This window comes from Pseudomonas sp. LA5 (assembly GCF_028640825.1).
Lineage (GTDB): Bacteria > Pseudomonadota > Gammaproteobacteria > Pseudomonadales > Pseudomonadaceae > Chryseomonas > Chryseomonas aestiva.
In genome coordinates, this window is record NZ_JAQYZY010000019.1 from 335,158 (window position 1) to 359,756 (window position 24,599).

General features: G+C 66.9%; 24 protein-coding genes. 14 read left to right on the forward strand and 10 right to left on the reverse strand.

Annotation, left to right across the window (positions count from 1 at the left end):
- Nucleotides 1-24 precede the first annotated feature (24 nt).
- The 3 genes from PVZ72_RS03735 to PVZ72_RS03745 are packed head-to-tail and all read right to left on the reverse strand — an operon-like array spanning nucleotide 25 to nucleotide 3,760.
- On the reverse strand, nucleotides 25-2,250 hold the full coding sequence (locus tag PVZ72_RS03735) for a xanthine dehydrogenase family protein molybdopterin-binding subunit (RefSeq protein ID WP_273861235.1): 2,226 nt from the start codon (nucleotides 2,248-2,250) through the stop codon (nucleotides 25-27).
- The gene (locus PVZ72_RS03740; protein ID WP_273861236.1) at nucleotides 2,247-3,233 is read right to left on the reverse strand and encodes an FAD binding domain-containing protein; all 987 of its coding nucleotides are present in this window, start codon (nucleotides 3,231-3,233) and stop codon (nucleotides 2,247-2,249) included. The genes PVZ72_RS03735 and PVZ72_RS03740 overlap by 4 nt, the downstream gene beginning before the upstream one ends.
- A complete protein-coding gene (locus PVZ72_RS03745; RefSeq protein ID WP_273861237.1) occupies nucleotides 3,230-3,760 on the reverse strand; it encodes a (2Fe-2S)-binding protein in 531 nt (176 codons plus the stop codon). Before PVZ72_RS03745 ends, PVZ72_RS03740 begins: the two co-directional genes overlap by 4 nt.
- 316 nt (nucleotides 3,761-4,076) lie before the next feature.
- Here PVZ72_RS03745 and paoA point away from each other — a divergent pair, with 316 nt between their 5' ends.
- The 3 genes from paoA to PVZ72_RS03760 are packed head-to-tail and all read left to right on the forward strand — an operon-like array spanning nucleotide 4,077 to nucleotide 7,955.
- Nucleotides 4,077-4,745: an aldehyde dehydrogenase iron-sulfur subunit PaoA gene (paoA, locus tag PVZ72_RS03750; protein ID WP_133859727.1), complete on the forward strand. Its 669-nt coding sequence runs from the start codon at nucleotides 4,077-4,079 to the stop codon at nucleotides 4,743-4,745.
- Nucleotides 4,742-5,722: an FAD binding domain-containing protein gene (locus tag PVZ72_RS03755; protein WP_273861238.1), complete on the forward strand. Its 981-nt coding sequence runs from the start codon at nucleotides 4,742-4,744 to the stop codon at nucleotides 5,720-5,722. The genes paoA and PVZ72_RS03755 overlap by 4 nt, the downstream gene beginning before the upstream one ends.
- Before the next feature lie 10 nt (nucleotides 5,723-5,732).
- Nucleotides 5,733-7,955, forward strand: coding sequence for a xanthine dehydrogenase family protein molybdopterin-binding subunit (locus tag PVZ72_RS03760; protein WP_273861239.1), 2,223 nt, complete (start codon nucleotides 5,733-5,735; stop codon nucleotides 7,953-7,955).
- A gap of 16 nt (nucleotides 7,956-7,971) precedes the next feature.
- Here PVZ72_RS03760 and PVZ72_RS03765 read toward each other — a convergent pair whose 3' ends face one another.
- On the reverse strand, nucleotides 7,972-8,868 hold the full coding sequence (locus PVZ72_RS03765) for a DMT family transporter (RefSeq protein ID WP_187978758.1): 897 nt from the start codon (nucleotides 8,866-8,868) through the stop codon (nucleotides 7,972-7,974).
- Nucleotides 8,869-8,890: 22 nt separating this feature from the next.
- Nucleotides 8,891-9,793: a DMT family transporter gene (locus PVZ72_RS03770; protein WP_336621657.1), complete on the reverse strand. Its 903-nt coding sequence runs from the start codon at nucleotides 9,791-9,793 to the stop codon at nucleotides 8,891-8,893.
- Between the two features lie 106 nt (nucleotides 9,794-9,899).
- On the opposite strand from PVZ72_RS03770, the gene PVZ72_RS03775 reads away from it, so the two are divergent.
- From PVZ72_RS03775 to PVZ72_RS03795, 5 genes are all read left to right on the forward strand, one after another.
- Nucleotides 9,900-10,856: a LysR substrate-binding domain-containing protein gene (locus PVZ72_RS03775; RefSeq protein WP_273861241.1), complete on the forward strand. Its 957-nt coding sequence runs from the start codon at nucleotides 9,900-9,902 to the stop codon at nucleotides 10,854-10,856.
- A 54-nt stretch (nucleotides 10,857-10,910) separates the two neighbouring features.
- Nucleotides 10,911-11,288: a lysozyme inhibitor LprI family protein gene (locus tag PVZ72_RS03780; protein WP_273861242.1), complete on the forward strand. Its 378-nt coding sequence runs from the start codon at nucleotides 10,911-10,913 to the stop codon at nucleotides 11,286-11,288.
- A gap of 70 nt (nucleotides 11,289-11,358) precedes the next feature.
- Nucleotides 11,359-12,015 carry a DUF2726 domain-containing protein gene (locus tag PVZ72_RS03785; protein ID WP_273861243.1) on the forward strand — a complete coding sequence of 219 codons (657 nt, stop codon included), beginning with the start codon at nucleotides 11,359-11,361 and terminating at the stop codon, nucleotides 12,013-12,015.
- A gap of 16 nt (nucleotides 12,016-12,031) precedes the next feature.
- Nucleotides 12,032-12,358, forward strand: coding sequence for a hypothetical protein (locus PVZ72_RS03790; RefSeq protein ID WP_273861244.1), 327 nt, complete (start codon nucleotides 12,032-12,034; stop codon nucleotides 12,356-12,358).
- A gap of 53 nt (nucleotides 12,359-12,411) precedes the next feature.
- Nucleotides 12,412-12,885: a GNAT family N-acetyltransferase gene (locus PVZ72_RS03795; RefSeq protein WP_273861245.1), complete on the forward strand. Its 474-nt coding sequence runs from the start codon at nucleotides 12,412-12,414 to the stop codon at nucleotides 12,883-12,885.
- Nucleotides 12,886-13,371: 486 nt separating this feature from the next.
- Here the strand turns inward: PVZ72_RS03795 and PVZ72_RS03800 are convergent, their stop codons facing one another.
- Nucleotides 13,372-14,388, reverse strand: coding sequence for a LacI family DNA-binding transcriptional regulator (locus PVZ72_RS03800; RefSeq protein WP_273861246.1), 1,017 nt, complete (start codon nucleotides 14,386-14,388; stop codon nucleotides 13,372-13,374).
- Between the two features lie 186 nt (nucleotides 14,389-14,574).
- Between PVZ72_RS03800 and PVZ72_RS03805 the strand changes: the two genes are divergently transcribed.
- Nucleotides 14,575-15,108, forward strand: a complete 534-nt coding sequence (locus PVZ72_RS03805) for a gluconokinase (RefSeq protein WP_273861247.1) — start codon at nucleotides 14,575-14,577, stop codon at nucleotides 15,106-15,108.
- 203 nt (nucleotides 15,109-15,311) lie between these two features.
- Complete coding sequence (locus PVZ72_RS03810) at nucleotides 15,312-16,664, forward strand: GntP family permease (protein WP_133859739.1); 1,353 nt, start codon at nucleotides 15,312-15,314, stop codon at nucleotides 16,662-16,664.
- A 162-nt stretch (nucleotides 16,665-16,826) separates the two neighbouring features.
- Here PVZ72_RS03810 and PVZ72_RS03815 read toward each other — a convergent pair whose 3' ends face one another.
- The 4 genes from PVZ72_RS03815 to PVZ72_RS03830 all read right to left on the reverse strand — a co-directional run bounded on the left by PVZ72_RS03815 (nucleotide 16,827) and on the right by PVZ72_RS03830 (nucleotide 19,572).
- A complete protein-coding gene (locus PVZ72_RS03815) occupies nucleotides 16,827-18,380 on the reverse strand; it encodes an alkaline phosphatase D family protein (protein ID WP_273861248.1) in 1,554 nt (517 codons plus the stop codon).
- A gap of 61 nt (nucleotides 18,381-18,441) precedes the next feature.
- A complete protein-coding gene (locus PVZ72_RS03820; protein WP_133859741.1) occupies nucleotides 18,442-18,744 on the reverse strand; it encodes a putative quinol monooxygenase in 303 nt (100 codons plus the stop codon).
- An 87-nt stretch (nucleotides 18,745-18,831) separates the two neighbouring features.
- Nucleotides 18,832-19,236 carry an RcnB family protein gene (locus PVZ72_RS03825; RefSeq protein WP_133859742.1) on the reverse strand — a complete coding sequence of 135 codons (405 nt, stop codon included), beginning with the start codon at nucleotides 19,234-19,236 and terminating at the stop codon, nucleotides 18,832-18,834.
- Between the two features lie 84 nt (nucleotides 19,237-19,320).
- Nucleotides 19,321-19,572, reverse strand: a complete 252-nt coding sequence (locus PVZ72_RS03830; RefSeq protein WP_273861249.1) for a hypothetical protein — start codon at nucleotides 19,570-19,572, stop codon at nucleotides 19,321-19,323.
- 171 nt (nucleotides 19,573-19,743) lie between these two features.
- Between PVZ72_RS03830 and PVZ72_RS03835 the strand changes: the two genes are divergently transcribed.
- From PVZ72_RS03835 to PVZ72_RS03850, 4 genes are all read left to right on the forward strand, one after another.
- A complete protein-coding gene (locus PVZ72_RS03835) occupies nucleotides 19,744-21,135 on the forward strand; it encodes an MFS transporter (protein ID WP_273861250.1) in 1,392 nt (463 codons plus the stop codon).
- Nucleotides 21,136-21,257: 122 nt separating this feature from the next.
- Nucleotides 21,258-22,553 carry an NCS2 family permease gene (locus tag PVZ72_RS03840; RefSeq protein WP_273861251.1) on the forward strand — a complete coding sequence of 432 codons (1,296 nt, stop codon included), beginning with the start codon at nucleotides 21,258-21,260 and terminating at the stop codon, nucleotides 22,551-22,553.
- A 61-nt stretch (nucleotides 22,554-22,614) separates the two neighbouring features.
- Entirely contained in the window at nucleotides 22,615-23,703 is a 1,089-nt protein-coding gene (trmA, locus tag PVZ72_RS03845; RefSeq protein WP_273861252.1) for a tRNA (uridine(54)-C5)-methyltransferase TrmA, read from the forward strand.
- Between the two features lie 456 nt (nucleotides 23,704-24,159).
- Nucleotides 24,160-24,599 (forward strand): IS110 family transposase (locus PVZ72_RS03850; RefSeq protein ID WP_273861253.1); only part of this gene is annotated, 440 nt, incomplete at its 3' end.

Here is a 24,599-nt window from a genome sequence, read left to right on the forward strand (position 1 = left end):
CCCAACATGGCCCCAACCTCGCCCCTAGTGCAGCAGCTCGTCAGCGAAGACCTTGTCCAGGGTGATGGGCAGATCCCGGACCCGCTTGCCGGTGGCGTGGAAGATGGCGTTGGCGATGGCTGCCGCCACCCCGACGATACCGATCTCGCCAATGCCCTTGGCGCCCAGCGGATTGACGATCTCGTCGTGCTCCTCGACGAAGATCACCTCCAGCTGCTGGATATCGGCCTGCACCGGGAAGTGGTATTCGGCGAGGCTGTGGTTCATCCAGCGACCTTCGTGGGTGTCCATCATCCCCTCTTCCTGCAGGCCCATGCCGATGCCCCAGACGATCCCACCGGCTACCTGGTTCTCGCCGGTCTTGAGATTGAGGATGCGGCCGGCGGCCACCGCGGTGACCACGCGACTGACCTGGACGCTGCCGAAGTCTTCGTCGACCTTGACCTCGACGAACACCGCCGAGTGGGTACCGGTGGCGTAGTTGTCGCGCTCTTCCGCCGGCTCGGCGCTGGCCAGGGTTTCCATGGACGGCGAACCCGAAGCCTTGAGGATGGCGGTGAAGTCGACGCGCTGGGCCGGATCGGTCTTGAGACTGATGCCGCCATCGGCGAACACCACCTGCTCCAGTTCGGCCTCGGCCAGCGGGGAGTCGTCCATCTCCTTTGCCGTATCCAGCAGTTGCTGACGCAGCTGGTCGCAGGCCAGTTTTACGGCGGTGCCCACCGAAGACACGGTAAAGGAACCGCCTTCGAGGGGTGCCTTGGGCAGAGTGGAATCACCGAGCTTGAAGGTCACCTTGTCCAGCGGCAGACCGAGGTTCTCGGCGGCGATCTGGGTCATCACCGTATAGGTGCCGGTGCCAATGTCGGCCGTGGCACTGGCCACCACCAGGCTGCCGTCGATGTTCATCACCGCCTTGGCGGTGGCAGGTTGTTGCATGGCTTCCCAGACCCCGGTGGCCATGCCCCAGCCCACCAGCTGGTTGCCGTCGCGCATGGAACGCGGCGCCATGCTGCGCTGTTCCCAGCCGAAACGCTCGGCCGCCTGGCGATAGCATTCCAGCAGTTCCTTGCTGGAATAGGGCTTGCCCTTGGCCGGATCCGTGTCGGTGAAGTTGCGGATGCGCAATTCCAGCGGATCGATGTCGGCGGCATAGGCCAGTTCGTCCATGGCGCTTTCCAGCGCATAGACACCCAGCACCGCGCCGGGAGCGCGCATGTCCAGCGGGGTGTAGACGTCCAGCGCGGCCAGTTGATAGGCCAGCTTGACGTTGGGACAGGCATAGAGCGACGCCGACCAGACCAGCACCATTTCGGTGAAGTCTTCGAAGCGCGAGGTGATGCCGAGGGCGCTGTGGTCGATGGCCTGCAGCTTGCCGTCGCTGTCGCAGGCCAGCTTGATCTGCTGATAGGTCTCGGGACGATAGCCGAAGGTGAACATCTGCTGGCGGGTCAGGGTCACCCGCACCGAGCGCTTGAGCTGCAGCGCGGCCATGGTCGCCAGCACCAGCTGGTATTGCGGACGCAGACCGGAACCGAAGGCGCCACCGACGAAGGGCGAGATGACCTTCACGTCGCCCTCGCCCAGGCCGAAGATGCTGCTGACGAACTGGGCGCTGTTCTGCACACCCTGGGTCTTGTCGTGCACCGTCAACTTGCCGTCCTTGTGGTAGATGACGGTGGAGGCATGCATCTCCATGGGGTTATGGAATTCCGCCGCGGAGTGGTATTCGGCTTCGATGCGGGTAGGCGCAGCGGCCCAGGCTGCCGGGGCGTTACCCCGATTCTCCGGCAACTCCATGGGTGCTTCGTGGGCCTGGTCGCGAGCCTGGGCCAGGTCGGTGGCGTGCTCCTCTTCGCTGTATTGGGCACGGATCAGCGCGGCAGCGTGGCGCGCGGCCTCGAAGGTCTCGGCCACTACCAGGGCGATGGGCTGGCCACTGTAGAGGATGCGGTCGTTGTACAACGGCCGAAAGGGCTTGCCGTCAGCCGCATCCATGTCGGTATAGCTCTCGTCGTAGCTGGCCATCTTGGGTCGATTGAGGTGGCTGAGCACCTCGATGACACCGGGCTGGGCCAGGGCTTCGCTGACGTCCAGGCCCAGCAGGCGACCCTTGGTGATGGTGGCGTTGACCACGAAACCAAAGGCCAGATCCGGCGCGCTGAATTCGCCGGCATACAGTGCCTGGCCGGTGACCTTGAGCGGACCATCGACGCGGGGAACGGCTTTTTGCAGATGGACGACGGTCATTGCAGGGTACCTCCGGCGGCTTCGGTAAGGGCACGCACGATGGCGCGCCGTGCCAGTTCGATCTTGAAGCTGTTATGGGCGAAGCCCTGGGCGCCTTGCAGCAGGCGATCGGCCAGCTGGCCGAAGGCCGCCTTGTCCGCCACCTGGCCGATCAATGCCTGTTCGGCCTCCGGCAGCCGCCACGGCTTGTGGGCCACGCCGCCCAGGGCGACACGGACCTGCTTGATGCGCTCGCCATCCAGCTCCAGGGCTGCCGCGACCGAGACCAGGGCGAAGGCATAGGAGGCGCGGTCGCGGATCTTCAGGTAGGCGCTGTGGGCGGCCAGACTTTCCACCGGCAGGGTCACGGCGGTGATGAGTTCGTCGGTGGCGAGGTTGGTATCGCGCTCCGGGGTATCGCCGGGCAGCCGATGGAAGTCGGCGAAGTCGATGACCCGCTCGCCGTTGGGACCGCTCACCTCGACCCGGGCTTCCAGGGCAGCCAGGGCCACGCACATGTCCGAGGGATGGGTGGCGATGCACTGCTCGCTGTGGCCGAGGATGGCGTGGATGCGATTCTGCCCTTCACGAGCGCCGCAGCCGGAGCCGGGTTCGCGCTTGTTGCAGGGGGTGCCCACGTCATAGAAGTAATAGCAGCGGGTGCGCTGCAGCAGGTTGCCGCCGGTGGAGGCCATGTTGCGCAATTGCGGGGAAGCGCCGGCGAGGATGGCCTTGGCCAGCAGCGGATAGCGACGCTGCACCTCGGGGTGGTAGGCCACCTCGGCGTTCTTGACCAGGGCACCGATGCGCAGACCGCCCTCGGTGGTGGTCTCGACCTCGCGCAGGGGCAGGCCGTTGACGTCGATCAGTTGCTCGGGGCGCTCGACGTTTTCCTTCATCAGGTCCAGCAGGTTGGTGCCGCCGGCGATGAAATGGGTCTGGGGGCCATGTTGGCGGATGGCATCGGGCACGGCGTTGGGCTTGGCATAACCGAAGCGGTTCATTCGCGGCCCTCCCCTTGCTGGCAATCCGGACGCGCCCGCTCGATGGCGGCGCGGATGTTCCGATAGGCTCCGCAGCGGCAGAGGTTGCCGCTCATCTGCTCGGCCACCTCGGCCTCGCTGTGGGCGTGGCCCTCCTTGAGCATGCCGATCGCCGAGCAGATCTGCCCGGGGGTGCAATAGCCGCACTGGAAGGCGTCTTCGGCAACGAAGGCGGCCTGCATGGGGTGCAGCTGGTCGCCCTGGGCCAGGCCCTCGACGGTGGTGACCTCGGCGCCGTCCTGCATGACCGCCAGGGCCAGACAGCTGTTGATGCGGGTGCCATTGACCAGCACGGTGCAGGCGCCGCACTGACCATGATCGCAACCCTTCTTGGTGCCGGTCAGGTCGAGGTGGTCGCGCAGCAGATCGAGCAAGGTAGTCCAGGGCTCGACCGCCAATTGCAGCTGCTTGCCATTGAGGGTCAGGGCGATGGTATGGGACTCGGGTTCGGCCAGGGGCTGAACCTGGCACGCGGGGGTGGCGTTCATGGCGGACCTCACGGTTAAAGCCGCGGGGTGCAGATTGCCCCCGTGGTCGGAATAGGCGGTGGCAGCGAAGGGCCACCTCAGGTAAGGGACTGTTCCCGACCGGAACCGGTTCAGCACCCCTGCCCAGCGGTATTCAACGTAACGTTGAAAGCCGCTCAGCGATACGGTGAGAGTCCCGATCCAGAGCCTTTCCTCGGCGTCAGGACATATTCGGTATGGCGCCTGTTCATGCCAGCAGCCCAGTGGCCTGAACCCCACTGCCACCGGGGTAGTCATCAGAACTCCCGTGATGTGCCCTAACGATGAGAATCCGACCATGGCTTCCGACTCCGATGCACGCTGGCGCCTGTCGCGGCGGCAGTTTCTCGGCACCTCCGCGGTGCTGGTGGCGACCAGCGCCATTCCCGGCTACACCTTCGCCCAGGCCAGTGGTGGCGCGCCCCTGACGCCCCAGGCCATCGCCGCGCGGCTGCCGCAACTGCTGCCGCTGACCCTGCAGATCAATGGCGAGGCGCGCAGGCTCAAGGTCGACAGCCGTACCACCCTGCTCGATGCCCTGCGCGAGAACCTGCACCTCACGGGCACCAAGAAGGGCTGCGACCATGGCCAGTGCGGCGCCTGCACGGTGCTGGTCAATGGCCAGCGCATCAACAGCTGCCTGAGCCTGGCGGCCATGCACGAAGGCGACACCATCACCACCATCGAAGGCCTGGGCAACGCCGAGCGCCTGCATCCCATGCAGGCGGCCTTCCTGGCCAAGGACGGCTTCCAGTGCGGCTATTGCACCCCGGGGCAGATCTGCTCGGCGGTCGCCCTGCTGGACGAGGTCAAGGCCGGCATGCCCAGCCACGTCTCGACGCGCCTCGACGGGCCGATGCGGCTGAGCGAAGAAGAAATCCGCGAGCGCATGAGCGGCAACCTCTGCCGCTGCAGTGCCTATCCCAACATCGTCGCGGCCATCCAGATGGCGGGGGGCCAGGCATGAGGGTCTTCGACTATCAACGCGTGCAGACCGAAGCCGATGCCAGCCGCCAGGGCGCCCAGGCCGGCAGCCGCTTCATCGCCGGGGGCACCAATCTGCTGGACCTGATGAAGCTGGAGATCGAAACGCCCAGCCAGGTGCTGGACATCAATCGCCTGCAGCTGGACCAGATCAGCGCCACCCAGGAGGGTGGCCTGCGCATCGGTACCCTGGTGCGCAATTCCACCCTGGCCGCCGACTCCCGGGTACGGGAGCGCTATCCGGTGCTCTCCCGTGCGCTGCTGGCCGGCGCCTCGGCGCAATTGCGCAACAAGGCCACCACCGGCGGCAACCTCCTGCAGCGCACCCGTTGCTCCTACTTCTACAACACCGCCATGCCCTGCAACAAACGCCAACCCGGCAGCGGTTGTGCGGCCCTAGGCGGCTTCAATCGGATGAACGCGGTGATCGGCGCCAGCGACCAGTGCATCGCCGTGCATCCCTCCGACATGGCGGTGGCCATGCGGGTGCTGGACGCCACCGTGGAAACCCGGGAAGCCACTGGCCGCACCCGGCGCATTCCTATCGCCGACTTCCATCGCCTGCCTGGTGACACCCCGCAGATCGAGACGGTGCTGCAACCCGGCGAACTCATCACCGCCGTGACCCTGCCGCCGCCACCGCCCGGCATCCAGGTCTATCGCAAGGTGCGCGATCGCGCTTCCTATGCCTTTGCCCTGGTGTCCATGGCGGCCATCGTCGAGCTGGACGGCACGCGTATTCGCAGCGGTCGCGCGGCGTTCGGCGGCCTGGCGCACAAGCCCTGGCGGGTGGCGGCGGCCGACCGGGCCTTTGCCGGCCAGACCCTGGACAGCGATCTGGCGGCCGTGGGTGATGCCCTGCTCGCCGGAGCCCGGGGCTATGGCCACAACGATTTCAAACTCGAGCTGACCCGTCGCATCCTGCGCGCCGGGGTGGCCGACGCTCGCCAACAGGCCTGAGGACAGCAGCATGGAAATGAATGAACCCGCTGGCCGCAACCTGATCGATGAGAATCGCGGCGGCCTGATCGGCAAGCCCATCGATCGCGTTGACGGCCTGCTCAAGGTCACCGGCCAGGCGCCCTACAGCTTCGAATTCCGCAACGATCGCGTCGCCTACGGCTTCATCGTCGGCGCCACCATCGCCAAGGGCCGCATCCGGCGCCTGGACACCTCGGCTGCGGAGAGCGCGCCCGGTGTGCTCAGCGTGCTGACCTATCGCAATGCGCCGCGCCAGGCCGCCCGCGAGCCGGACAACAGCGGCCGCTTCACCCGGCCCAAGCCCTACCTGGACAGCGACCAGGTGCGCTATTTCGGCGAACCCGTGGCCTTCGTGGTGGCCGAGACCTTCGAGGAGGCGCGCCTGGCGGCGGCCCTGGTGGAGATCGACTACGCGGCCGAGCCGGGCGTCTTCGACCTGGCCGCCAACCTCGGACAGGCGGTGAAGCCGCCGGATGCCGATCAGCCCACCGACACCGCCTCGGGCGATGTGGATGCCGCCTTTGCCCGGGCGCCCGTCAAGCTCGACGAGCGCTACACCACGCCCTACCACATCCATGCGCAGATGGAGCCCCACGCCAGTCTCGCCCAGTGGGACGGCGACCGGGTGACGATCTATTGCTCAACCCAATTCGTCGAGCAGGCGCAGAGTTGCGTGGCCAATACGCTGCAGCTGCCCAAGGACAAGGTGCGCATCGTGGCGCGTTATATCGGTGGCGGCTTCGGCGGCAAGTTGCCGATCTATGCCGATGCCCTGATCGGCGCCATGGCCGCCCGCGCCATCGGCCGGCCGGTCAAGGTCACCCTCACCCGCCAGCAGATGTTCCAGATCACCGACCATCGCTCGGCCACCGTGCAGCGCATTCGCCTGGGTGCCGACCGCGATGGCCGTATCCAGGCGATGGCCCACGAGGGCTGGTCCCATTCCGCTCGTGGCCTGACCTACTACGAACCCACCGGCCTGTCCTCGCGTACCCTCTATGCCGGCGATGACCGTCTGGTGGCGCACCGCATGGTCGAGCTGGATCTGCCCGAGTCCGGCTCCTGCCGGGCGCCCGGCGAAGCCGTGGGGATGCTTGCCAGCGAAAGCGCCATGGACGAGCTGGCAGTCATGCTCGCGCTCGATCCCATCGAGCTGCGCATCCGCAACGAACCCAGCCAGGACCCGGAAAAGCACATCCCCTTCTCCTCCCGCAAGCTGGTGGAATGCATGCAGGACGGCGCCCGCCGCTTCGGCTGGACCAAACGCAATGCCAAGCCCGGTCAGGTACGCGACGGCGACTGGCTGATCGGCATGGGCATGGCCGCGGCCAGTCGCGCCAACATGCTCAGGCCGTCCCAGGCCGGGGTCCGCCTGGAGGCCGATGGCACGGCCACGGTGAAGACCTCGATGACCGATATCGGCACCGGGACCTACACCATCCTGGCGCAGATCGCCGGCGAGTCGCTCGGCTTGCCGGTGGAGCGAGTCAAGGTGCTGCTGGGCGACAGCGACGATCCGGCCGGGGCCGGCTCCGGCGGCTCCTTTGGCGCGGCCAGTTCCGGCTCCTCGGTCTATGTCGCCTGCGAGAACCTGCGCCTGAAGGCGGCGCAAGCGGCGGGCCTCGATCCGGCCAGCGCCCGCTTCGTCGGTGGCCGGCTGATCGCCGACAATGGCAGTCGCGACCTCGCCGAACTGGCGCGCGAGCACGATCTCCAGGCCATCGGCGAGATCAAGCCGGGGCAGACGCTCAAGGACTATTCGCAGCAGGGCTACGGGGCCTTCTTCGCCGAGGTGGGGGTGCACGCCCTCACCGGCGAAATCCGCCTGCGGCGCATGCTCGGGGTGTTCGCTGCGGGGCGCATCCTCAACGAGAAGACCGCCCATTCGCAGATGCTTGGCGGGATGATCTGGGGGGTGGGCAGCGCCCTGCACGAAGATGGGGTGATCGATACCCGCCACGGCCACTTCGTCAATCATGACCTGGCCGACTACCACTACCCCTGCCATCTGGACATCCCGGCCATCGAAGCCCATTTCCTGCCGGAAGTGGATGACAAGGCCAATCCGCTGAAGATCAAGGGTGTCGGCGAACTGGGCATCTGCGGCGCCGGGGCCGCCCTTACCAACGCCGTCTACAACGCCTGCGGGGTGCGCATCCGCGATTATCCGCTGACGGTGGACAAGGTGCTGGCCGGACTCAAGACGGCCTGACGCCGGGCGGCGCGGTTCAGCGCGCCGCCTTGCTTCCCGCCCGCGTTGCCAGCAGCACCCCACCGATGGCGATGACCATGGCCACCCAGGCCAGGGGCGGCAGGGTTTCGCCCAGCAGCAGCCAGGCGCTCAGGGCGGCGCCCGGCGGCACGCAGAAGAACAGCGCACTGACCCGCGCCGCCTCGCCGGCGCGGATCATCCACACCAGCAGGCTGATGGCCAAGAGCGAGTTGGCCAGCACCAGATAGGCCAGGGCACCGATGAAGGCCGGCGCCCAGTGCACCGGGCTGTGCTCGAACAGCAGCGCCAGGGGCGCGCAACACACCAGGCCGACGCTGTACTGCACCAGGTTGTTGGTGACCGGATGCTGGGCCACGCCCAGGCGCTTTTCGTAGAGCACGGCACTGGTCATGCCCAGCAAGGCGCCTACCGCCAGGCAGATGCCGAACAGGGATTCCACGGCGACGCTGGCGCGCGCCACGATCACCCCGATGGCGCCGAGCAGTCCCAGGGCCAGTCCCAGCCACTGCAGCGGCGCCACCCGCTCGCCCACCAGCAGGGGCGCGCCCAGAGCCACCAGGATGGGTTGCAACGAGGCGACCATGGCCACCACGTTGGCCGAGGCGCCCATCACCAGGGCGCCATAGCTCATACCGAAATAGACGCCCTGGATGAGAAAGCCCACCACCGCCAGATTTGCCCATTCCCGCCGGGTGCGCGGCAGCGGCGGACGCAGGACTAGGAAGGCGATCAGCAGCACGCTGAACGCCAGGGCATAGCGCATCGCCAACAGGGTGAAGGGGGGCGCATAGGCCAGGCCCACCTTGGACACGGCGAATCCGGCGGACCACAGGGCCAGGAACACCAGGGGGATGAGGCGCAGCAACCAGGGATTCAGCGGAGTGGACGACATCGGACGCTCAGGGCCAGGCGAGTCAGCGGGACGCGACTCGCGAGCGGGAAGGATAGCTGACGATCAGCAGGCCGCTGAGCACCAGGGCCGCGCCGGCGAGAAATCCCGGTCCCGGGGTCTCGCCCAGCAGCCAGACGCCCATCAGTACACCGAACAGCGGCGTCAGCAGGGTCAGCACACCCAGGGGCGCCGCGCGATAGCGACTGAGCAGCACGAACCAGCCGAGCAGGCTGATGCCGGCGACGATGAACACCTGGAAGGCCAGACTCGACCAGGCCAGGGAGTCCAGCCCGGCCAGATCCAGGCGCTTGCCGAGCGGCAGGGCCAGCGCCAGCAGCACCACCCCGGTCACCCCGAGTTGATAGAACAGGGTGCGCAGCGGCGGCGCCTCGGCCAGGGCGCTGCGGCGGATCAGCACCGTGGTGGCGCCCCAGGCGGCACCGCCGACCAGGCCGATCAGGTCGCCCTGCCAGCTGGTGCCGCCGCTCGGTTTGCCGATCAGGAAGGCGCAGGCCACGCCACTGGCCGCCAGCAGTATGCCCAGCCACTGGCGCCCCGACAGCCGCTCGCCGGGCACCAGCCAGTGCAGGCCACAGGCGGCGAACAGCGGCGCCGTGTAGATGAACACCACCATGTGCGCGGCGCTGGTGTACTTCAGGCCCACCGCCATGCAGAGGAACTCCAGGGCGAACAGCGAACCGGCGAGCAGCCCGGGAATCAGCGTCCGGTCACGGCCCAGGCAGCGGATGCCGCGCCAGCGCGCCAGGCCATAGAGCAGCCCGGCCGCCAGCAGCGAACGCCAGCCGATCTGCAGCAAGGGGTCCACCTGCTCGGCGATGGCCTTGATCGCCGTCTGCTGCAGGCCCCAGACCAAGCAGAGCACCAGCATGACCAGCACGGCGGGGAGGTCGAGCTCCTTGCGCATGGGCATCGTTCCAGGAAAAAAGTGAGCCTGCAGGATGACCGTGGCTGAACAGGTCGGACAAACGATGTTTAATGGGCGTCAGGCTCAGGAAAACTAAGGCTCAGCAGTGACCACTGCCCTCCCCCTCAACGCCCTGCGCGCCTTTGCCGCCGCTGCGCGACACCAGCACTTCGCCAAGGCCGCGGACGAGTTGCATGTCACGGCCGGTGCCATCAGCCGGCAGATCCGCCTGCTCGAAGCCGAACTGGGACAGCCGTTGTTCGAACGCCTGCCCCAGGGCGTACGGCTCACCGCCCAGGGTCGCGCCCTGGCCGGGGAGATCGCGCCGCACCTCGATGGCCTGACCCGCGCGGTCGCCCGGGCACGGATCAAGAGCTGCGTCCTGACCGTCAGCGCGCCCCCTACCTTTGGTCAGGAATGGCTGTTGCCGCGGCTGGAAGACTTCCAGCGCCAGCATCCGGATATCGAGGTCTTTCTCGACGCCTCGTCCGCCATCGTGCCCCTTGGCACCGAGGGCGGTGCCCAGGCGGCGATCCGCTATGGCCGCGGCGACTGGCAGGACGGCGAGACGCGCCTGCTGCTGCGCGAATGGATCTTTCCGGTGTGCAGCCCGGCGCTGATCCCGGCGCCGCTGGCAGGGCCCGCCGCCTTGCTGGACTATCCGCTGCTGCATGCCGAATGGCCCGGCGGCTGGCGTTCGGGTCGCCCCAGCAGCCGGTCCAACGCCTGGCAGGACTGGTTCGCCAGCCAGCAGGTGCCCCTGGGCGACAGTCTGCGCGGTCCGCGCTATTCACTGAGCGGCATGGCCCTGCAACAGGCAGCCGCCGGCAAGGGCGTGGCGCTCGGCGGCGGCGTGCTGGCCCAGCGCCTGCTGGCCAGCGGAGCCCTGATCCGCCCGCTGCCGGATCGGTTCGACCAGCTGTCGGCCCAGGCCTACTTCCTGGTGTTGCCCAAGGGCGCGGTGGACGCGCCGGTACAGCGCTGGATCGACTGGCTGCTGGTGCAGATCCGTCAATTCCGCGAGACCCAGGGCGAACCGCAGGAGACCGGCGGCGCCTGGTGAGCGCCGGGCTTTTACGGCAGTCTAGGCGGCCTGCCCTTGCAATAGTCAGCCTGCATGATCACCTGTCGCCTGTCCGCCCTGCTCGCCCTGCTGCTCTCGACCGCTGCCCTGGCCGCCGAACAGGCCCCGGGCACCTGCGATCGCCAGGGCAGCGAGGCGCAGCTGGCGGCCTGCGCCAGCCAGGACCTGGCCGTGGCCGAAGCCCGGCTGGCCGACGTCTACGGGCGCCGGCTGGCGGGCCTCTCCACTGAACAACGACCTGCCTTCGAACGCCTGCAACGACTCTGGCAGGACGATCGCGCCCCCCGCTGCGCCACCGCGGCGCGGGGTTTCCAGGGCGCCATGCAGCAGCTGCAGTATCTGAGTTGTCTGAAGTCGGTGACCCTGCTGCGGCTGGACGATCTGCAACGGCAACTACCGCGGCGCGACTGACGCTTCGTCCCCACTGCTGCTGTCCGGCGCCGGAACTCACTATCATGGCGCCCCGCTGTTGGAGTTCGAGATGTACGAGCGTTACCTGCCCCTGCTGGTCCCGGCCGGACTGCTGCTTCTGGGGGCGCTGTGGTGGTGGCAGCGCCGGCGCCAGGCCGCCTTTCCCTATCGCCAGGTCGAAGCCCTCTTCACTCCCGCCGAACAGGCCTTTCTCGCGGTGCTCGACGAAGCCGTGGGCGACGACTACCGGGTGTTCGGCAAGGTGCGCATCGCCGATGTGGTCCAGACCCTGCCGCTGCGCGACCGCCGCCGCTATCTGATCGCGCAGAACCGTATCAACTGCAAGCACTTCGACTTCGCCATCTGCCGGCGTGACGACCTCGCCGTGCACGCCGTGGTCGAACTCAACGACAGGTCGCACCTGCAGCGCCATCGCCAGCAGCGCGATCGCTTCGTGAGGTCGGTGTGCGAGGCCGCCCAGTTGCGCCTGGTGGAGATTCCCGCGGCGGCGCGCTATTCCGCCACCGCCGTACGCGATGCCGTGTTCGGCGGGCGCCGTCCGCGCACCCGGGTAGCGCCCCCCAGCCAGGCGCTGACGCCGGAATGCCCGGAGTGCCAGGCGCCCATGGTCCGCCGTCGAGCGCGCAGCGGTCGCCACCAGGGGCGGGAATTCTGGGCCTGCTCGAACTACCCGGATTGCCGCGCCCTGCTTGACATCGACGACTGACCAAGGGATTCCTGCCATGCGCTATCCCACCACCCCGGACGGACGCTACTTCGTGGTCAGGGGCCGGCTCTGGCGCTGCACTGATCCCAGCCTGCCCGCCGATCGCCGCGACGCCCTGACCCATGAGCTGATGGATGCGCGCCGCCAGGTGGGCGCAGCCAAGCGCCAGGGTGACGAGGCCGCCCTGCGCAGCGCACGCGCCGCGGTGGACGCCGCCAAGCACGCCCTGGGCGAGCGCGGACCGGTCTGGTGGACCGATGGCGCCCCCGACTACAACCGGCGGATTGCCCGGAACACCCCCTATGCCGACTGGTACCGGCAGCTGGATGTCGAGACTTCCTGAGCCGCACCGTGCGGCGTAAGGTGAACGGCTGAATCCTCTTGCGAGCACCGCTCTTGCGTATCCGCCCCGCCTTCGTCACCGACCTCGCCGCCATCTGCCGGCTGGCCGAACAACTCGCCGAGCAGCATCATCTGCAGGCGCCGGCGACCTTCGCCAAGCCCTCCGGCGGCTGGCGCGACCAGGACTACTGGGCTGCCCAGCTGGAGCCGGAAGACGGGGTGCAGTTCGTCGCTGACGCCAGCGACGAACTGGTCGGCTTCGTCACCGCTCGACTGTCCGATACCCGCTCGATTTCCTTTCTGCAGCCGCTGATCCTCTGCCGGATCGGCACCCTGGTGGTGTCTGCCAGCCACAGACGGCAGGGCGTGGGTGCGCGGCTGCTGGAAGCCGTGGAAGCCTGGGCCCGCGACAACGACGTCGACGAATTGCGCCTGGAGGTGATGGAGTTCAACGAGGACGCCCAGGCCTTCTATGCCCGCCAGGACTTCCAGGGGCAGTCGCGGATTCTGGCCAAGGCGTTGCGATAGGGTTGGCTGCCGCGCGATCGCGGCCATGAGTGCGATAGACCAGCACCCTCACCCCCGCCCTCTCCCTGGGGGAGAGGGGGTTAGCGGAGCGGTCGGCGGCCACCGCGCAGGCCCCTGTAGGTTGGGCTGAGGGCAGTGAAGCCCAACAGACCCCATCGCCGACCTGAAGCTTCAACGAGGGTCCCTACACGCTCTCGCGGCTCACCAACTCGAATCCCAGATCCACGCAGCGCCGTAGCGTGGAAAACGGCGTAGCCTTTTCCACGAGGACTTGCCTCACACCCGCCCTTCCCAGGAGGGAGAGCAGGCGCTTGGAGCGGATGCTCGTTTTCGATGGCTCAGGCGATAGGAAAGCTGCTCCCAATGGAGACATCGACACCTACTGCGAGTAACTGTCCTATCGCGGCCATGGGCCGCTCCCACAGGAGAGATCGGTACCTGTAGAAGCGGCCCATGGCCGCGATGATCCGACGCGAGCGACTAGCCCTACACACTCTCGCGACTCACCAGCTCGAATCCCAGATCCACGCAGGTCGGTTGGCTGCGGCCGTCGAGCAGCCCCAGCAACAGGGTCGCGGCCTGGCGCCCTACCGCGGCGCGGGGGGTCTGGATGGAGGTGAGCCGGGGCACGGTATGCGCCGAGCCGGGCAGGTCGTTGAAGCCCAGCACCGAGATCCGTTGAGGTATGGCAATGCCCAGCCGCTGGGCTTCGAACAGCGCGCCCTGGGCCAGGTCATCGTTGCAGAAGAACAGGCCGTCGACCTCAGGCCGCCGGGCCAGCAGTTTGCGGAACTGGCGGGCGCCCAGGCCCACGGATGACGGCTGTGGATCCAGCACATCCAGACTCGGGTCATAGCAGCCCGCCGCGCGCAGCACCTCGCGAAAGCCCTCGCCCCGGGCCAGCGCCCGCGGGTCGAGCTGGGCAGCGACATAACCCAGGCATTTGCGCCCCGCCGCCAGCAGATGCCGCGCCGCCGCGGCGCCGGCGGCGTGCTGGGAAAATCCGACGCTGGGCACCGACCCCGCCGGATCCAGCTCCATCATGTGCACTCGCGGCACCCCGCTAGCAGCCAGCAGCTGGCGTGCGGCGTCGGTACGGTCGAAGCCGGTCAGCAGCAGTCCCCGGGGCTGATAGGCCAGGTAGTTGCGGATCAGCTTCTCCTCTTCCACGGGATCGTAGTGGTAGTTGCCGATCAGCACTTCCAGGCCACGGGGACGCAGCACCTCGTGGATGGCCTCCAGCGGCTCGATGAACAGATGGTTGGACAGCGAGGGGACCAGCACCACCACCGAATGCCCCTGGGCGGAGGCCAGGGCGCGGGCGGCCGGATTGGTGACATAGCCAAGGCGCGCGGCAGCTTCTTGCACGCGGGTGACCAGCTCGGGCGCCACGCTGGCGACACCGCGCAGGGCACGCGAGGCCGTGATGGGGGAAACACCGGCCTGCAGCGCCACCTCGGTAAGGGTGGGCCGACCGGAACTACGAGAACCCGTTCGATTCATTGTTATGGTTTCAGGCTTGTCAGAGACGGAGAACGCGCCTAAGGTAGCGCTGTCTCACCAGACACTACAAGCCTGGCGTGCCCTTCCAGGACACGTCGGCATTCGGCCTAACAAGATCGACAAGAACTGGAAGCCGCTACCTTTTTCCTTTTTCGAGGTAGCGCTGTCTCCAGACCGGAGGTGACGATGGACACTCCCATTCCCGCGCTGGTGGTCATGGGCGTCGCAGGCTGCGGCAAGAGCAGCGTCGGCGCGGCCATTGCCGAGCAGGACGGTGGCCGCCTGATCGAAGGCGATGCCTTCCACCCCGCCGCCAACATCGCCAAGATGAGCGCCGGCATTCCCCTCGACGATGAAGATCGCGCTGGCTGGCTGACCCGCCTCGGTGAGGAACTGGCCGCCGCCGTGGCCGCGGGCGAACGCCCGGTACTCACCTGCTCCGCGCTCAAGCGCCGCTACCGTGACCAGTTGCGCCAGGCCGTGCCCGGTCTCGGCTTCGTCTTTCTCGAACTGACCCGCGAGACCGCGGCCCAGCGCGTCGCCAATCGTCCGGGGCACTTCATGCCCGCCAGCCTGATCGACAGCCAGTTCGCCGCCCTCGAAGCACCCCACGGTGAACCGGCTACGCTGGTAGTGGATGCACGCGACAGCCTGCCCGCCATCGGCACCCAGGTGTCGGCCTGGTGGACCACCTCGGCGCGCCTGGCCCAGCCGGCCTGACGAGACAGCGCTATCCATTCCAACCCTTGGAGTCTGTTCAAAGTCTCGCGAGCTAGAGACAAACAAGGCGAAAAGGGCTGAGGAAGCGGAGTTTACGAATGGTAAATGAGCATTCCGAAGGCCTTTTCAACGCAGTTTGGCCGACGCGCAGCAGACCTTGAATAGGCTCTTACAACGCCCACAACAACAATAGGAGAGGCGCCATGTTCGGCATGGACCACAACAGCTTCCTTCTGCTCGACGCCCTGGTCACCATCATCGGCCTGGTGCTGCTGATCACCAAGTTCAAGGTCCATCCCTTCATCGCCCTGACCATCGCCTCGGGTTTTCTCGGCCTGACCTCCGGCATGCCGGTGGAAAAGGTCATGAAATCCTTCCAGGACGGCTTCGGCGGCGTACTCGGCTTCGTCGGCATCCTGCTCGGCCTGGGCACCATGCTCGGCAAGCTGATGGCCGATTCCGGCGGCGCCGACCAGATCGCCCAGACGCTGATCCGCGCCTTCGGCATCAAGCGCGTGCACTGGGCGATGATGTTCGCCGCCTTCCTGGTGGGCATCCCGCTGTTCTTCGAGATCGGCTTCGTGCTGCTGGCACCCCTGGTGTTCATCGTCGCCCGCCGTACCGGGCTGTCGCTGGTCAAGCTGGGCATCCCGCTGCTGGCCGGCCTGTCCGCCGTGCATGGCCTGGTGCCGCCGCACCCGGGTCCGCTGCTGGCGGTCGGGGTGTTCGGTGCCGACATCGGCAAGACCATCTTCTATGGCCTGCTGGTCGGCCTGCCCACCGCCATGATCGCCGGTCCCCTCTTCGGTGCCTGGATCTCCAAGCGTATCCCCGGTTCGGCCAACCCCGAACTGGTCGCCCAGATCGCCCAGGAGACCGACAACCGCAATCTGCCGGGCTTCGGCATCACCGTCTTCACCGTGCTGCTGCCGGTGATCCTGATGCTGCTCAAGGCCTTCGCCGACATCTTCTTCGCCGCCGACAATCACTTCCGCATCTGGATGGACTTCATCGGCCACCCCATCACCGCCCTGCTCGCCGCCCTGCTGCTGAGCTTCTACAGCTTCGGCACCGCCTGCGGCTTCTCTCGCGAGAAGATCGTCAAGCTGCTCGACCAGAGCCTGGCGCCAGTGGCGGCCATCGTGCTGATCGTCGGCGCCGGCGGTGGTTTCAAGCAGATGCTGGTGGCCAGCGGCGTGGGTGAGGTGATCGGCAACCTGGCGGTGCAGACGCAGATCTCGCCGATCCTGCTGACCTGGCTGGTGGCGGCGGTGATCCGCGTGGCCACCGGTTCCGCCACCGTGGCGACCATCACCGGCGCCGGCATCGTCGCCCCCGTGGTGGCGCTGATCCCCGGTGTGAACAAGGAATTGCTGGTACTGGCCGCCGGTGCCGGTTCGGTGATCCTCTCCCACGTCAACGACGCCGGCTTCTGGCTGGTGAAGCAGTACTTCAACATGACCGTGGCCGAAACCTTCAAGACCTGGTCGATGATGGAAACCATCCTCTCGGTGGTGGCCCTGGCCTTCATCATGCTGCTGTCGCTGTTCGTCTGAGCCCCGCAGAGCCTGTTCCAAGGCTAGCGAGCTAGAGCCAAGCAAGGCCTAGGCGGCCCCGCGAAAATAGCTGAGGAAGCGGAGTTTATGTAGGGTAAATGAGCATTCCGAAGCCATTTTCAACGCAGATTGGCCGACGCGCAGCAGCTTTGGAGCAGGCTCTCAGGCAGGGACGGCCCCTGGCCGCCCCGCCTCCACCACAAAGCTTGCCCGGGTGCCGCGTCCGGCATCCGGGCGCGTTCGATCACTGATGGTGCGCAGGTCCACCTGCAACCGTTCCCGCGTCAGCTCCAGGGCCAGATAGCCACGCTCCCGGCTGTCGAAGAAGCGCACCTGGGGATTCTCCGGCAACAGCGCCTGGAAACGGCGGTAGTCCGGTCCGTCCGAGGTGATGGAGGTGCCGACGAATTCGCTCGCCACTACAGGACTCCGCTCGTCTTCCGGCTCGCGGTGCAGGTCCGTCACCCAGAAGGAATGGATGTCCCCGCCCAGGGTTACCGGATTAGCCAGGCGGCTGTCAGCCATGGCCGCGAGCAGCCGCTCGCGAGTCGCCGGGTAGCCGTCCCAGCCATCGGTCCAGCGCGCCGGATCGCCCTCCGGCAGGCGCTGCCGCAGGGGTGCCAGCAGGAGATCCTGGGCGATCAGATTCCAGCGGGTGGCATTGTGGCGAAAGCCATCCAGCAGCCAGCGCTCCTGCGCCTGCCCGAGCATGCTGCGCGCGGCGTCGCGCAGACCCGGGCAATCCGGGGCGACCAGCTGGCCACCGCGGGTCCTGGGCGTCGTGCAGGCCGGTTCGCTGCGGTATTGCCGACCATCGAGCAGATGGATCTCCGCCAGGTCACCGAAGCGCCACCGGTCATAGAGGCGCAGCGCGCTGCCCTGGGTCCGCCACCCGCGCAGCGGCGAATGTTCGCGAAAAGCCTGGTAGGCAGCCTGCCGCCGCGCGGCGAAGGCAGCCAGACTGACCCTGGGGTCCGCCGCCCAGGGACCGGAATAGTCGTTCTGCACCTCGTGGTCGTCCCAGGTCATGAGACTGGTGACATTGGCGTGCAGGTACTGCAGATCGGGATCGGTGCGGTACAGCGCATGGCGCCGGCGGTAACTGGCCAGGTCCCGGGCTTCCGGCAGGCCATGCCGACGCACCGCCGGCAGCAGCAGGGGCACGTTGGCCTCGTAGATATAGTCCCCGAGGAACAGCGCCAGATCCGCCTGTTCGTCCGCCATGTGCCGATAGGCGCTGAAGAAGCCCTTCTCATAGTGGGAGCAGGAAGCGGCCACCAGCTTCAGCCGCTGCGGAGCGCTGGCTGACGGCGGTAGCGTAGTGGCGCGCCCAATACGACTCTGGTGGTCCAGCGCGGTGAAACGGTACCAGTAGGGCCGTCCAGGCAGCAGACCGGTCAGGGGGATGGACAGGCGGAAAGCAGACTGTGGCTGCGTCTGGATCACTCCGCGCTGCACCACCTGGCGCAGCCCCGGATCCAGGGCCACTTCCCAACCGGCCTCGACCGGACCATGCAGACCGCCCAGGCCGTCCTCGGCCAGCGGATCGGGCGCCAGGCGGGTCCAGATGACGAAGCCGTCGGTAGCAGGATCACCACTGGCGACGCCCAGGGTGAAGGGATCCGGCTGTGGCGTGCGAGCGCTGCAACCGGCGAACCAGGGTGCGCTCAGACCCAGGCCGAGCAGGCCCAGCGCTTGACGTCGAGAGGTACTCATCCTGGCCTCCAGGAAAAGAGGCCAGGGTGGCTCAGGCAGGTGACAACGGCATGTCGGCGGCTCAGGCCAGCGGCAATTCCTCGAGGATCATGACCTGCGGCGCGTCGACGAGCAGACCGTCCAGATCGCTCAGCAACTGCTTGAAGTGAGGGGTTTGCTCGTGCTCGGCCAGGGCTTCGCGACTGGCCCAGCGTTCGACGAAGACATAGCGACCTGCATGGCTCGGATCGCGGTGCGGGGTATAGAAGTGACAGGCGGCTTCGGCGCGGGACGGCGCGACGATGGCACGCATGGCGTTTTCGACAGCCTCGGCCTGACCGGGTTTGGCCTGCAGGATGGCGACGACACGGATTTCACTGGTCATGCAAAAACTCCAGAAGGGGTGCTTCAGCCTGGCGACTGGACACCCCGAATGCCACCGGGGCCGAGGGCCGGCCCCGGTCATGGTGGATCACTGTTTGGCTTTGACGATCTTGTCGATCACCGCATTGCTGCGCTTGATCAGTACATAGTCGGAGCCGATCTTGACCCATTGGCTGTCTTCGCCCGGCTGCTCCAGACCATGCTTCTTGAAATCCTTGATCACGTACTCGTCACGAATGTACTTGCGCGGCGCCCGGCCACCCTCTTCGAGTTCAAAGGTAGGATGATCAGGGTCGTGGGTGACCGCCTCATCGCTCTGACTGGCGTCCTTCTTGTTGACCTTGTTCTGGTACTGCGAGCTGGTGGGCTCCGAAGCGGCCTTGTCGGCGGCCGGCTTGGTCGGGGTCATGGATTCGGGCGCGGCCTGGACATGCAGGGCTCCGGTCAGGACGACGGCGCCCAGCGCCAGGGAGAGCAGTGATTGCTTGGTCATGGGGTGTTTCTCCTCTGCGTTCGAGGTTTTGACCCCGGGGCCGGAGAAAAAGCTCCACGAATACCTACGGTTGCGCTGCTGGCCTTACAACCGTTCGTCCCGGTTGGCCTTTACCAGGGTCAGCACCCGCGGCAACTGGCGCGAGCGCTCGGTGGAAAAGGCGTCCAGCGCGCAGCTCAGCCGATAGGACTGCTGACTGAGTCGCGAGGCTTCCTGGCGCAAGGTGAGGAAGTTGAGGAAATAGCGCTGGTGCTGACGCTTGGCCTGGCTACCCCGTTCAAGCAGGCGCCGGGCTTCCGCCATGGCCACGATGTGGCTGTCGGTCACGTCCTTCATGCAACGGTTTCCTCGTGGCGATGACAATTATCGAACCTGTTTCTTCTCGACTTTAGCAGCCCGTCCGAACAGGGTGGTGAATCCTTTGACTTTTTATCGGCAAGCCAGGGCTGGCGCGCCTTGCGACACCTCAGGCAGAGTAGCCCACCCCCCTGCCCAGAGGTGCAGCCCTTGGAACGCTGGAAGCTTCTCGCCGGCCTGGTGAGCTTCACCTTTTTCATGGAAAACCTGGACGCCACGGTGATCGCCACGGCGCTGCCGCAGATGGCCCTGTCCTTCGGCCGCGATCCGGTGGACCTCAACCTGGGCATCAGCGCCTATCTGCTGGCGATCGCCGTGGGCATCCCGGTGAGTGGCTGGATCGCCGAGCGCTTCGGTCCCCGCCCGGTCTTCACCCTGGCCATCGGCGTCTTCACCCTGGCCTCGCTGCTCTGCGGCATGGCCCTGTCCCTCGAACACTTCATCGCCGCGCGTATCCTCCAGGGGCTCGGCGGCGCCCTGATGGTGCCCGTGGGGCGTCTGGTGGTCCTGCAGGTCACCGAAAAGCACGAGTTGGTGCGCGCCATCGCCCTCATCACCTGGCCGGGCCTGGTGGCCCCTGTGCTCGGCCCGCCCCTGGGCGGCCTGATCACCACCTATGCCGACTGGCGCTGGATCTTCTACCTCAACCTGCCGCTGGGCTTGATCGCCCTGCTGCTGGCCTGGCGCCTGGTGCCCGCCGACCTGCCGACCCAGCGCCATCCGCTGGACTGGCGCGGCTTCCTGCTGCTGGGCGGCGCCTGCGTGGCCTTCATGTGGGGCGTGGAGCGCCTCGGCCAGAACCATGGCAGCCTGGGCGCCAACCTGGCCTGGATGGGCATAGGGCTGATCCTCGGCACCAAGGCGGTGCGCCACATGACCCGGATCGAACGCCCGCTGATCGATTTTGGCACACTGCGCATCCCCACCTACCGCGCGGCCATCCTCGGTGGCGGCCTGTTCCGCGTCACCATCGCCACGGCGCCCTTCCTGCTGCCCCTGCTGTTCCAGCTGGCCTTTGGCCTGGACGCCTTCCAGGCCGGCCTGCTGCTCCTGGCACTGTTCGCCGGCAACCTGGCGGCCAAGCCCTTCACCACCGCCACCATGCGCCGCTTCGGCCTGCGCACCATCCTGACCGTCAACGGCCTGCTCAGCGCGTTCAGCCTGCTGGCCTGTGGCCTGCTCACTCCGGACTGGCCCTTGCCGGCGATCCTGCTCCTGCTGTTCTTCAGCGGGGTGTTCCGCTCGCTGCAGTTCACCGCCAGCAATGCCCTGGCCTTCGCCGACATCCCCAAGTCGCGGCTGAGCCATGCCTCCACCCTGTTCAGCACCAATTTCCAGCTGGCCATGGGCCTGGGCGTGGCCATCGCCGCCCTGCTGCTACGCGCCTCGATGGACTGGCACGGCCACCTCGACCCGCAACTGGCGGACTTTCGGCTAGCCTTTTGCATAGTGGCCGTGCTCGGCATCCTGAGCACCCTGGATGCCTTCCGCCTGGCCCGCAACGCAGGCGATTCGGTCAGCGGCCATACCTCTGGAAGTTGACCAGGCGGACAGGGCTCCAGGCGATGTCGATTGGGGGTTAGGGCTTAGCGTCTTACCCGTGTTTACCGACCTGTTATGATGCGCGCCTTTTTCCGATCAGACCGGCGCGCACGAGGCATCCCATGCTGGAAAGACTCTTCCAACTCAAGGCTCACAACACCTCTGTCCGCACCGAACTGCTGGCCGGGGTCACCACCTTCCTGGCCATGGCCTACATCCTGTTCGTCAACCCGAGCATCCTCGGCGCCACCGGCATGGACAAGGGCGCGATCTTCATCGCCACCTGCCTGGCCGCCGCCATAGGCTCGGCGCTCATGGGACTCATCGCCAACTACCCCATCGCCCTCGCCCCGGGCATGGGCCTCAACGCCTTCTTCACCTACACCGTGGTCCTGCACCTGGGCCATACCTGGCAGGTGGCCCTGGGCGCGGTATTCCTCTCGGCGCTGATGTTCTTCCTGCTGTCGATCTTTCGCATCCGCGAATGGATCATCAACAGCATCCCGCTCCCGCTGCGCTCGGGCATCGCCGCCGGCATCGGCCTGTTCCTGGCGCTGATCGCCCTGCAGACCGCCGGCATCGTGGTGGGTAACCCGGCGACCCTGGTGGGCCTGGGCGACCTGTCCAAGCCGGGTCCGCTGCTGGCCATCCTCGGCTTCTTCCTGATCGTCGTGCTCGAAGCGCGCAAGGTCACCGGCGCGGTGCTGATCGGCATCCTGGTGGTCACCGTGATCGCCATCGCCCTGGGCGTCAGCGCCTTCGGCGGCCTGGTCTCCATGCCGCCGTCGCTGGCACCGACCTTCCTGCAGCTGGACATCCGGGGCGCCCTGGACGTCGGCCTGATCAGCGTCATCTTCGCCTTCCTGTTCGTCGACCTGTTCGACAACTCCGGCACCCTGATCGGCGTGGCCAAGCGCGCCGGCCTGATGGGCAAGGACGGCCACCTGCCGAAGATGGGCCGCGCCCTGATCGCCGACAGCTCCGCCGCCATGTTCGGCTCGCTGCTGGGCACCTCCACCACCACCAGCTACATCGAATCCGCCGCGGGCGTTTCCGCGGGGGGGCGTACCGGCCTCACCGCCGTGGTGGTCGCGGTGCTGTTCCTGCTGGCGCTGTTCTTCGCTCCCCTGGCCGGTAGCGTGCCAGCCTTCGCCACCGCCCCGGCGCTGTTCTTCATCGCCGTGCTGATGACCTCGGGCCTGGCCGAGATCGAGTGGGACGACCTGACCACCGCCGCCCCGGTGCTGGTCACCGCCCTGGCCATGCCGCTGACCTATTCCATCGCCAACGGCATCGCCTTCGGCTTCATCACCTGGACGGTCATCAAGCTGCTCTCCGGCCGTACCCGCGAGCTGAATTCGGCGCTGATCGTGCTGTCGATCCTGTTCGTCATCAAGCTGGGCTGGTTCAACGCCTGACCCCTCCCCTCGGGGCTCCGGCCCCGAGGTCTCCCCCGCCCCACCCTGCTCCGGATCTACCATGTCCCAACCCTCCTTCGTTCCCGCCGACTACCAGGCTCAACTCGACGCCAAGGCCGACCGCCTGCGCGAACTGCTGGCGCCTTTCCAGGCCCCCGAGCCGGAAGTCTTCGCCTCGCCGCTGCAGCACTACCGGCTGCGCGCCGAATTCCGCCTGTGGCGGGAGAACGAGGAACGCCACTACGCCATGTTCGCCCCGGGCGACAAGCGCACGCCGATCCTCATCGAAGCCTTTCCCATCGCCAGCCAGCGCATCAATGACCTGATGCCGCGCCTCAAGGCCGGCTGGCAGGCGGACGTGTCGCTGTCGTTCAAGCTGTTCCAGGTGGAATTCCTCACCACCCTGAGTGGCGACGCCCTGATCACCCTGGCCTACCACCGCCCCCTGGACGCCGCCTGGCAAGCCGCCGCCGAGCGCCTGGCCGCCGACCTGGGCGTCAGCCTGATCGGTCGCTCCCGCGGCCAGCGCCTGGTGATCGGGCGCGACCATGTGCTCGAAGAACTGGAGGTGGCCGGGACGACCTACCGCTATCTGCAACCCGAGGGCGGCTTCACCCAGCCCAATGGCACCGTCAACCAGAAGATGCTGAGCTGGGCCCACACCGCCCTGGGCGAGCGCGACGACGATCTGCTGGAGCTCTATTGCGGCAACGGCAACTTCACCCTGCCGCTGGCCAGCCGGGTCCGTAAGGTACTGGCCACCGAGGTGAGCAAGACCTCGGTCAACGCCGCCCTGCACAACCTGGCCAGCAATGGCGTGGACAACGTCACCCTGGTGCGTCTCTCCGCCGAAGAACTGACCCAGGCGCTCAACGAGGTCCGTCCCTTCCGCCGCCTGGCCGGCGTGGATCTCAAGAGCTACCAGTTCGGCACCGTCTTCGTCGACCCGCCCCGCGCCGGCATGGACCCCGACACCTGCGAGCTGACCCGCCGCTTCGAGCGCATCCTCTATATTTCCTGCAATCCGGAGACCCTGGCCGAGAACATCGCCCAGTTGCAGGACACCCACCGCATCACCTGCTGCGCCCTGTTCGACCAGTTCCCCTGGACGCACCATATGGAAAGTGGGGTATTGCTGGAGCGGCGTTGAGCATCGAGCTAGCCCGCGTGGAAAAGGCTGCGCCGTTTTCCACCCTACACCTGGTCCAAGCGCACTCTCTCCCTCGAGGATCAGGTTGGAGTGAGGGGGCCGCCAACCCGTAGGTTGGGCTGAGACGGCTCCATCGTCGAAGCCCAACAGGCCCAGGCTGCGTTGGGCTTCGCTGCGCTCAGCCCAACCTACGAGATACCGCAGGCGGAAAAGGCTGCGCCGTTTTCCACCCTTGTATCTCGACGACAGCCTCCTCAGGGGGCATAGTCCCCGACTGATCATCGGGGGAGGATGGCAGGCCGTGTCCACCCTTAAGCCTTTGAGCTTGCAACGTAGATAGGCTGCCTCCTCCACACCCATCCCCGAGTCCGAACGGTATCTAGAGCCTCCAGAGCTCGTATTGCACAAGGTTGGACGGGATGACGTGATCGTGTCGCATCTGAAGGAGGAGACATCATGGCCGTAATCGGTGTTGATATCGCCAAGCGCAGCTTCGATCTGGCGGTCCTGCAATCCAATGGCAAGCACCGGACCAAGGGCAGGCTGAGCAACGATCCGTCAGGCTTCGCGGTCTTTGCCGACTGGCTGCAACAGCATGCCGAGCCAGGCGCTTGGATCGTGATGGAGGCCACGGGCACCTATCACGAAGCGCTCGCCGAGCATTTCCATGCGCTGGGCTACCGAATCGCCGTGCTCAATCCGGCACAGATCGCTCGCTATGCGCAAAGCCAGTTGCAGCGCAGCAAGACGGACAAACTCGACGCCAAGCTGATCGCCACCTATGGCCAGCGGCATGAAGACAGCCTGCGGGCCTGGCACCCCGAGCCTGTGTCCATCCGCACGCTTCGCGCGCTGACCCGGCGCCTGGAGGATCTCCAATCGCTACGGCAGATGGA

Coding starts and splice junctions, on each gene's coding strand:
- PVZ72_RS03740 (WP_273861236.1), bottom strand. CDS start 3,233: ATGAACCGCTTCGGTTATGCCAAGCCCAACGCCGTGCCCGATGCCATC.
- trmA (WP_273861252.1), top strand. CDS start 22,615: ATGTCCCAACCCTCCTTCGTTCCCGCCGACTACCAGGCTCAACTCGAC.
- PVZ72_RS03810 (WP_133859739.1), top strand. CDS start 15,312: ATGTTCGGCATGGACCACAACAGCTTCCTTCTGCTCGACGCCCTGGTC.
- PVZ72_RS03735 (WP_273861235.1), bottom strand. CDS start 2,250: ATGACCGTCGTCCATCTGCAAAAAGCCGTTCCCCGCGTCGATGGTCCG.
- PVZ72_RS03840 (WP_273861251.1), top strand. CDS start 21,258: ATGCTGGAAAGACTCTTCCAACTCAAGGCTCACAACACCTCTGTCCGC.
- PVZ72_RS03805 (WP_273861247.1), top strand. CDS start 14,575: ATGGACACTCCCATTCCCGCGCTGGTGGTCATGGGCGTCGCAGGCTGC.
- PVZ72_RS03830 (WP_273861249.1), bottom strand. CDS start 19,572: ATGAAGGACGTGACCGACAGCCACATCGTGGCCATGGCGGAAGCCCGG.
- PVZ72_RS03800 (WP_273861246.1), bottom strand. CDS start 14,388: ATGAATCGAACGGGTTCTCGTAGTTCCGGTCGGCCCACCCTTACCGAG.
- PVZ72_RS03825 (WP_133859742.1), bottom strand. CDS start 19,236: ATGACCAAGCAATCACTGCTCTCCCTGGCGCTGGGCGCCGTCGTCCTG.
- PVZ72_RS03755 (WP_273861238.1), top strand. CDS start 4,742: ATGAGGGTCTTCGACTATCAACGCGTGCAGACCGAAGCCGATGCCAGC.
- PVZ72_RS03745 (WP_273861237.1), bottom strand. CDS start 3,760: ATGAACGCCACCCCCGCGTGCCAGGTTCAGCCCCTGGCCGAACCCGAG.
- PVZ72_RS03760 (WP_273861239.1), top strand. CDS start 5,733: ATGGAAATGAATGAACCCGCTGGCCGCAACCTGATCGATGAGAATCGC.
- PVZ72_RS03770 (WP_336621657.1), bottom strand. CDS start 9,793: ATGCGCAAGGAGCTCGACCTCCCCGCCGTGCTGGTCATGCTGGTGCTC.
- PVZ72_RS03790 (WP_273861244.1), top strand. CDS start 12,032: ATGCGCTATCCCACCACCCCGGACGGACGCTACTTCGTGGTCAGGGGC.
- PVZ72_RS03820 (WP_133859741.1), bottom strand. CDS start 18,744: ATGACCAGTGAAATCCGTGTCGTCGCCATCCTGCAGGCCAAACCCGGT.
- PVZ72_RS03780 (WP_273861242.1), top strand. CDS start 10,911: ATGATCACCTGTCGCCTGTCCGCCCTGCTCGCCCTGCTGCTCTCGACC.
- PVZ72_RS03785 (WP_273861243.1), top strand. CDS start 11,359: ATGTACGAGCGTTACCTGCCCCTGCTGGTCCCGGCCGGACTGCTGCTT.
- PVZ72_RS03765 (WP_187978758.1), bottom strand. CDS start 8,868: ATGTCGTCCACTCCGCTGAATCCCTGGTTGCTGCGCCTCATCCCCCTG.
- paoA (WP_133859727.1), top strand. CDS start 4,077: ATGGCTTCCGACTCCGATGCACGCTGGCGCCTGTCGCGGCGGCAGTTT.
- PVZ72_RS03815 (WP_273861248.1), bottom strand. CDS start 18,380: ATGAGTACCTCTCGACGTCAAGCGCTGGGCCTGCTCGGCCTGGGTCTG.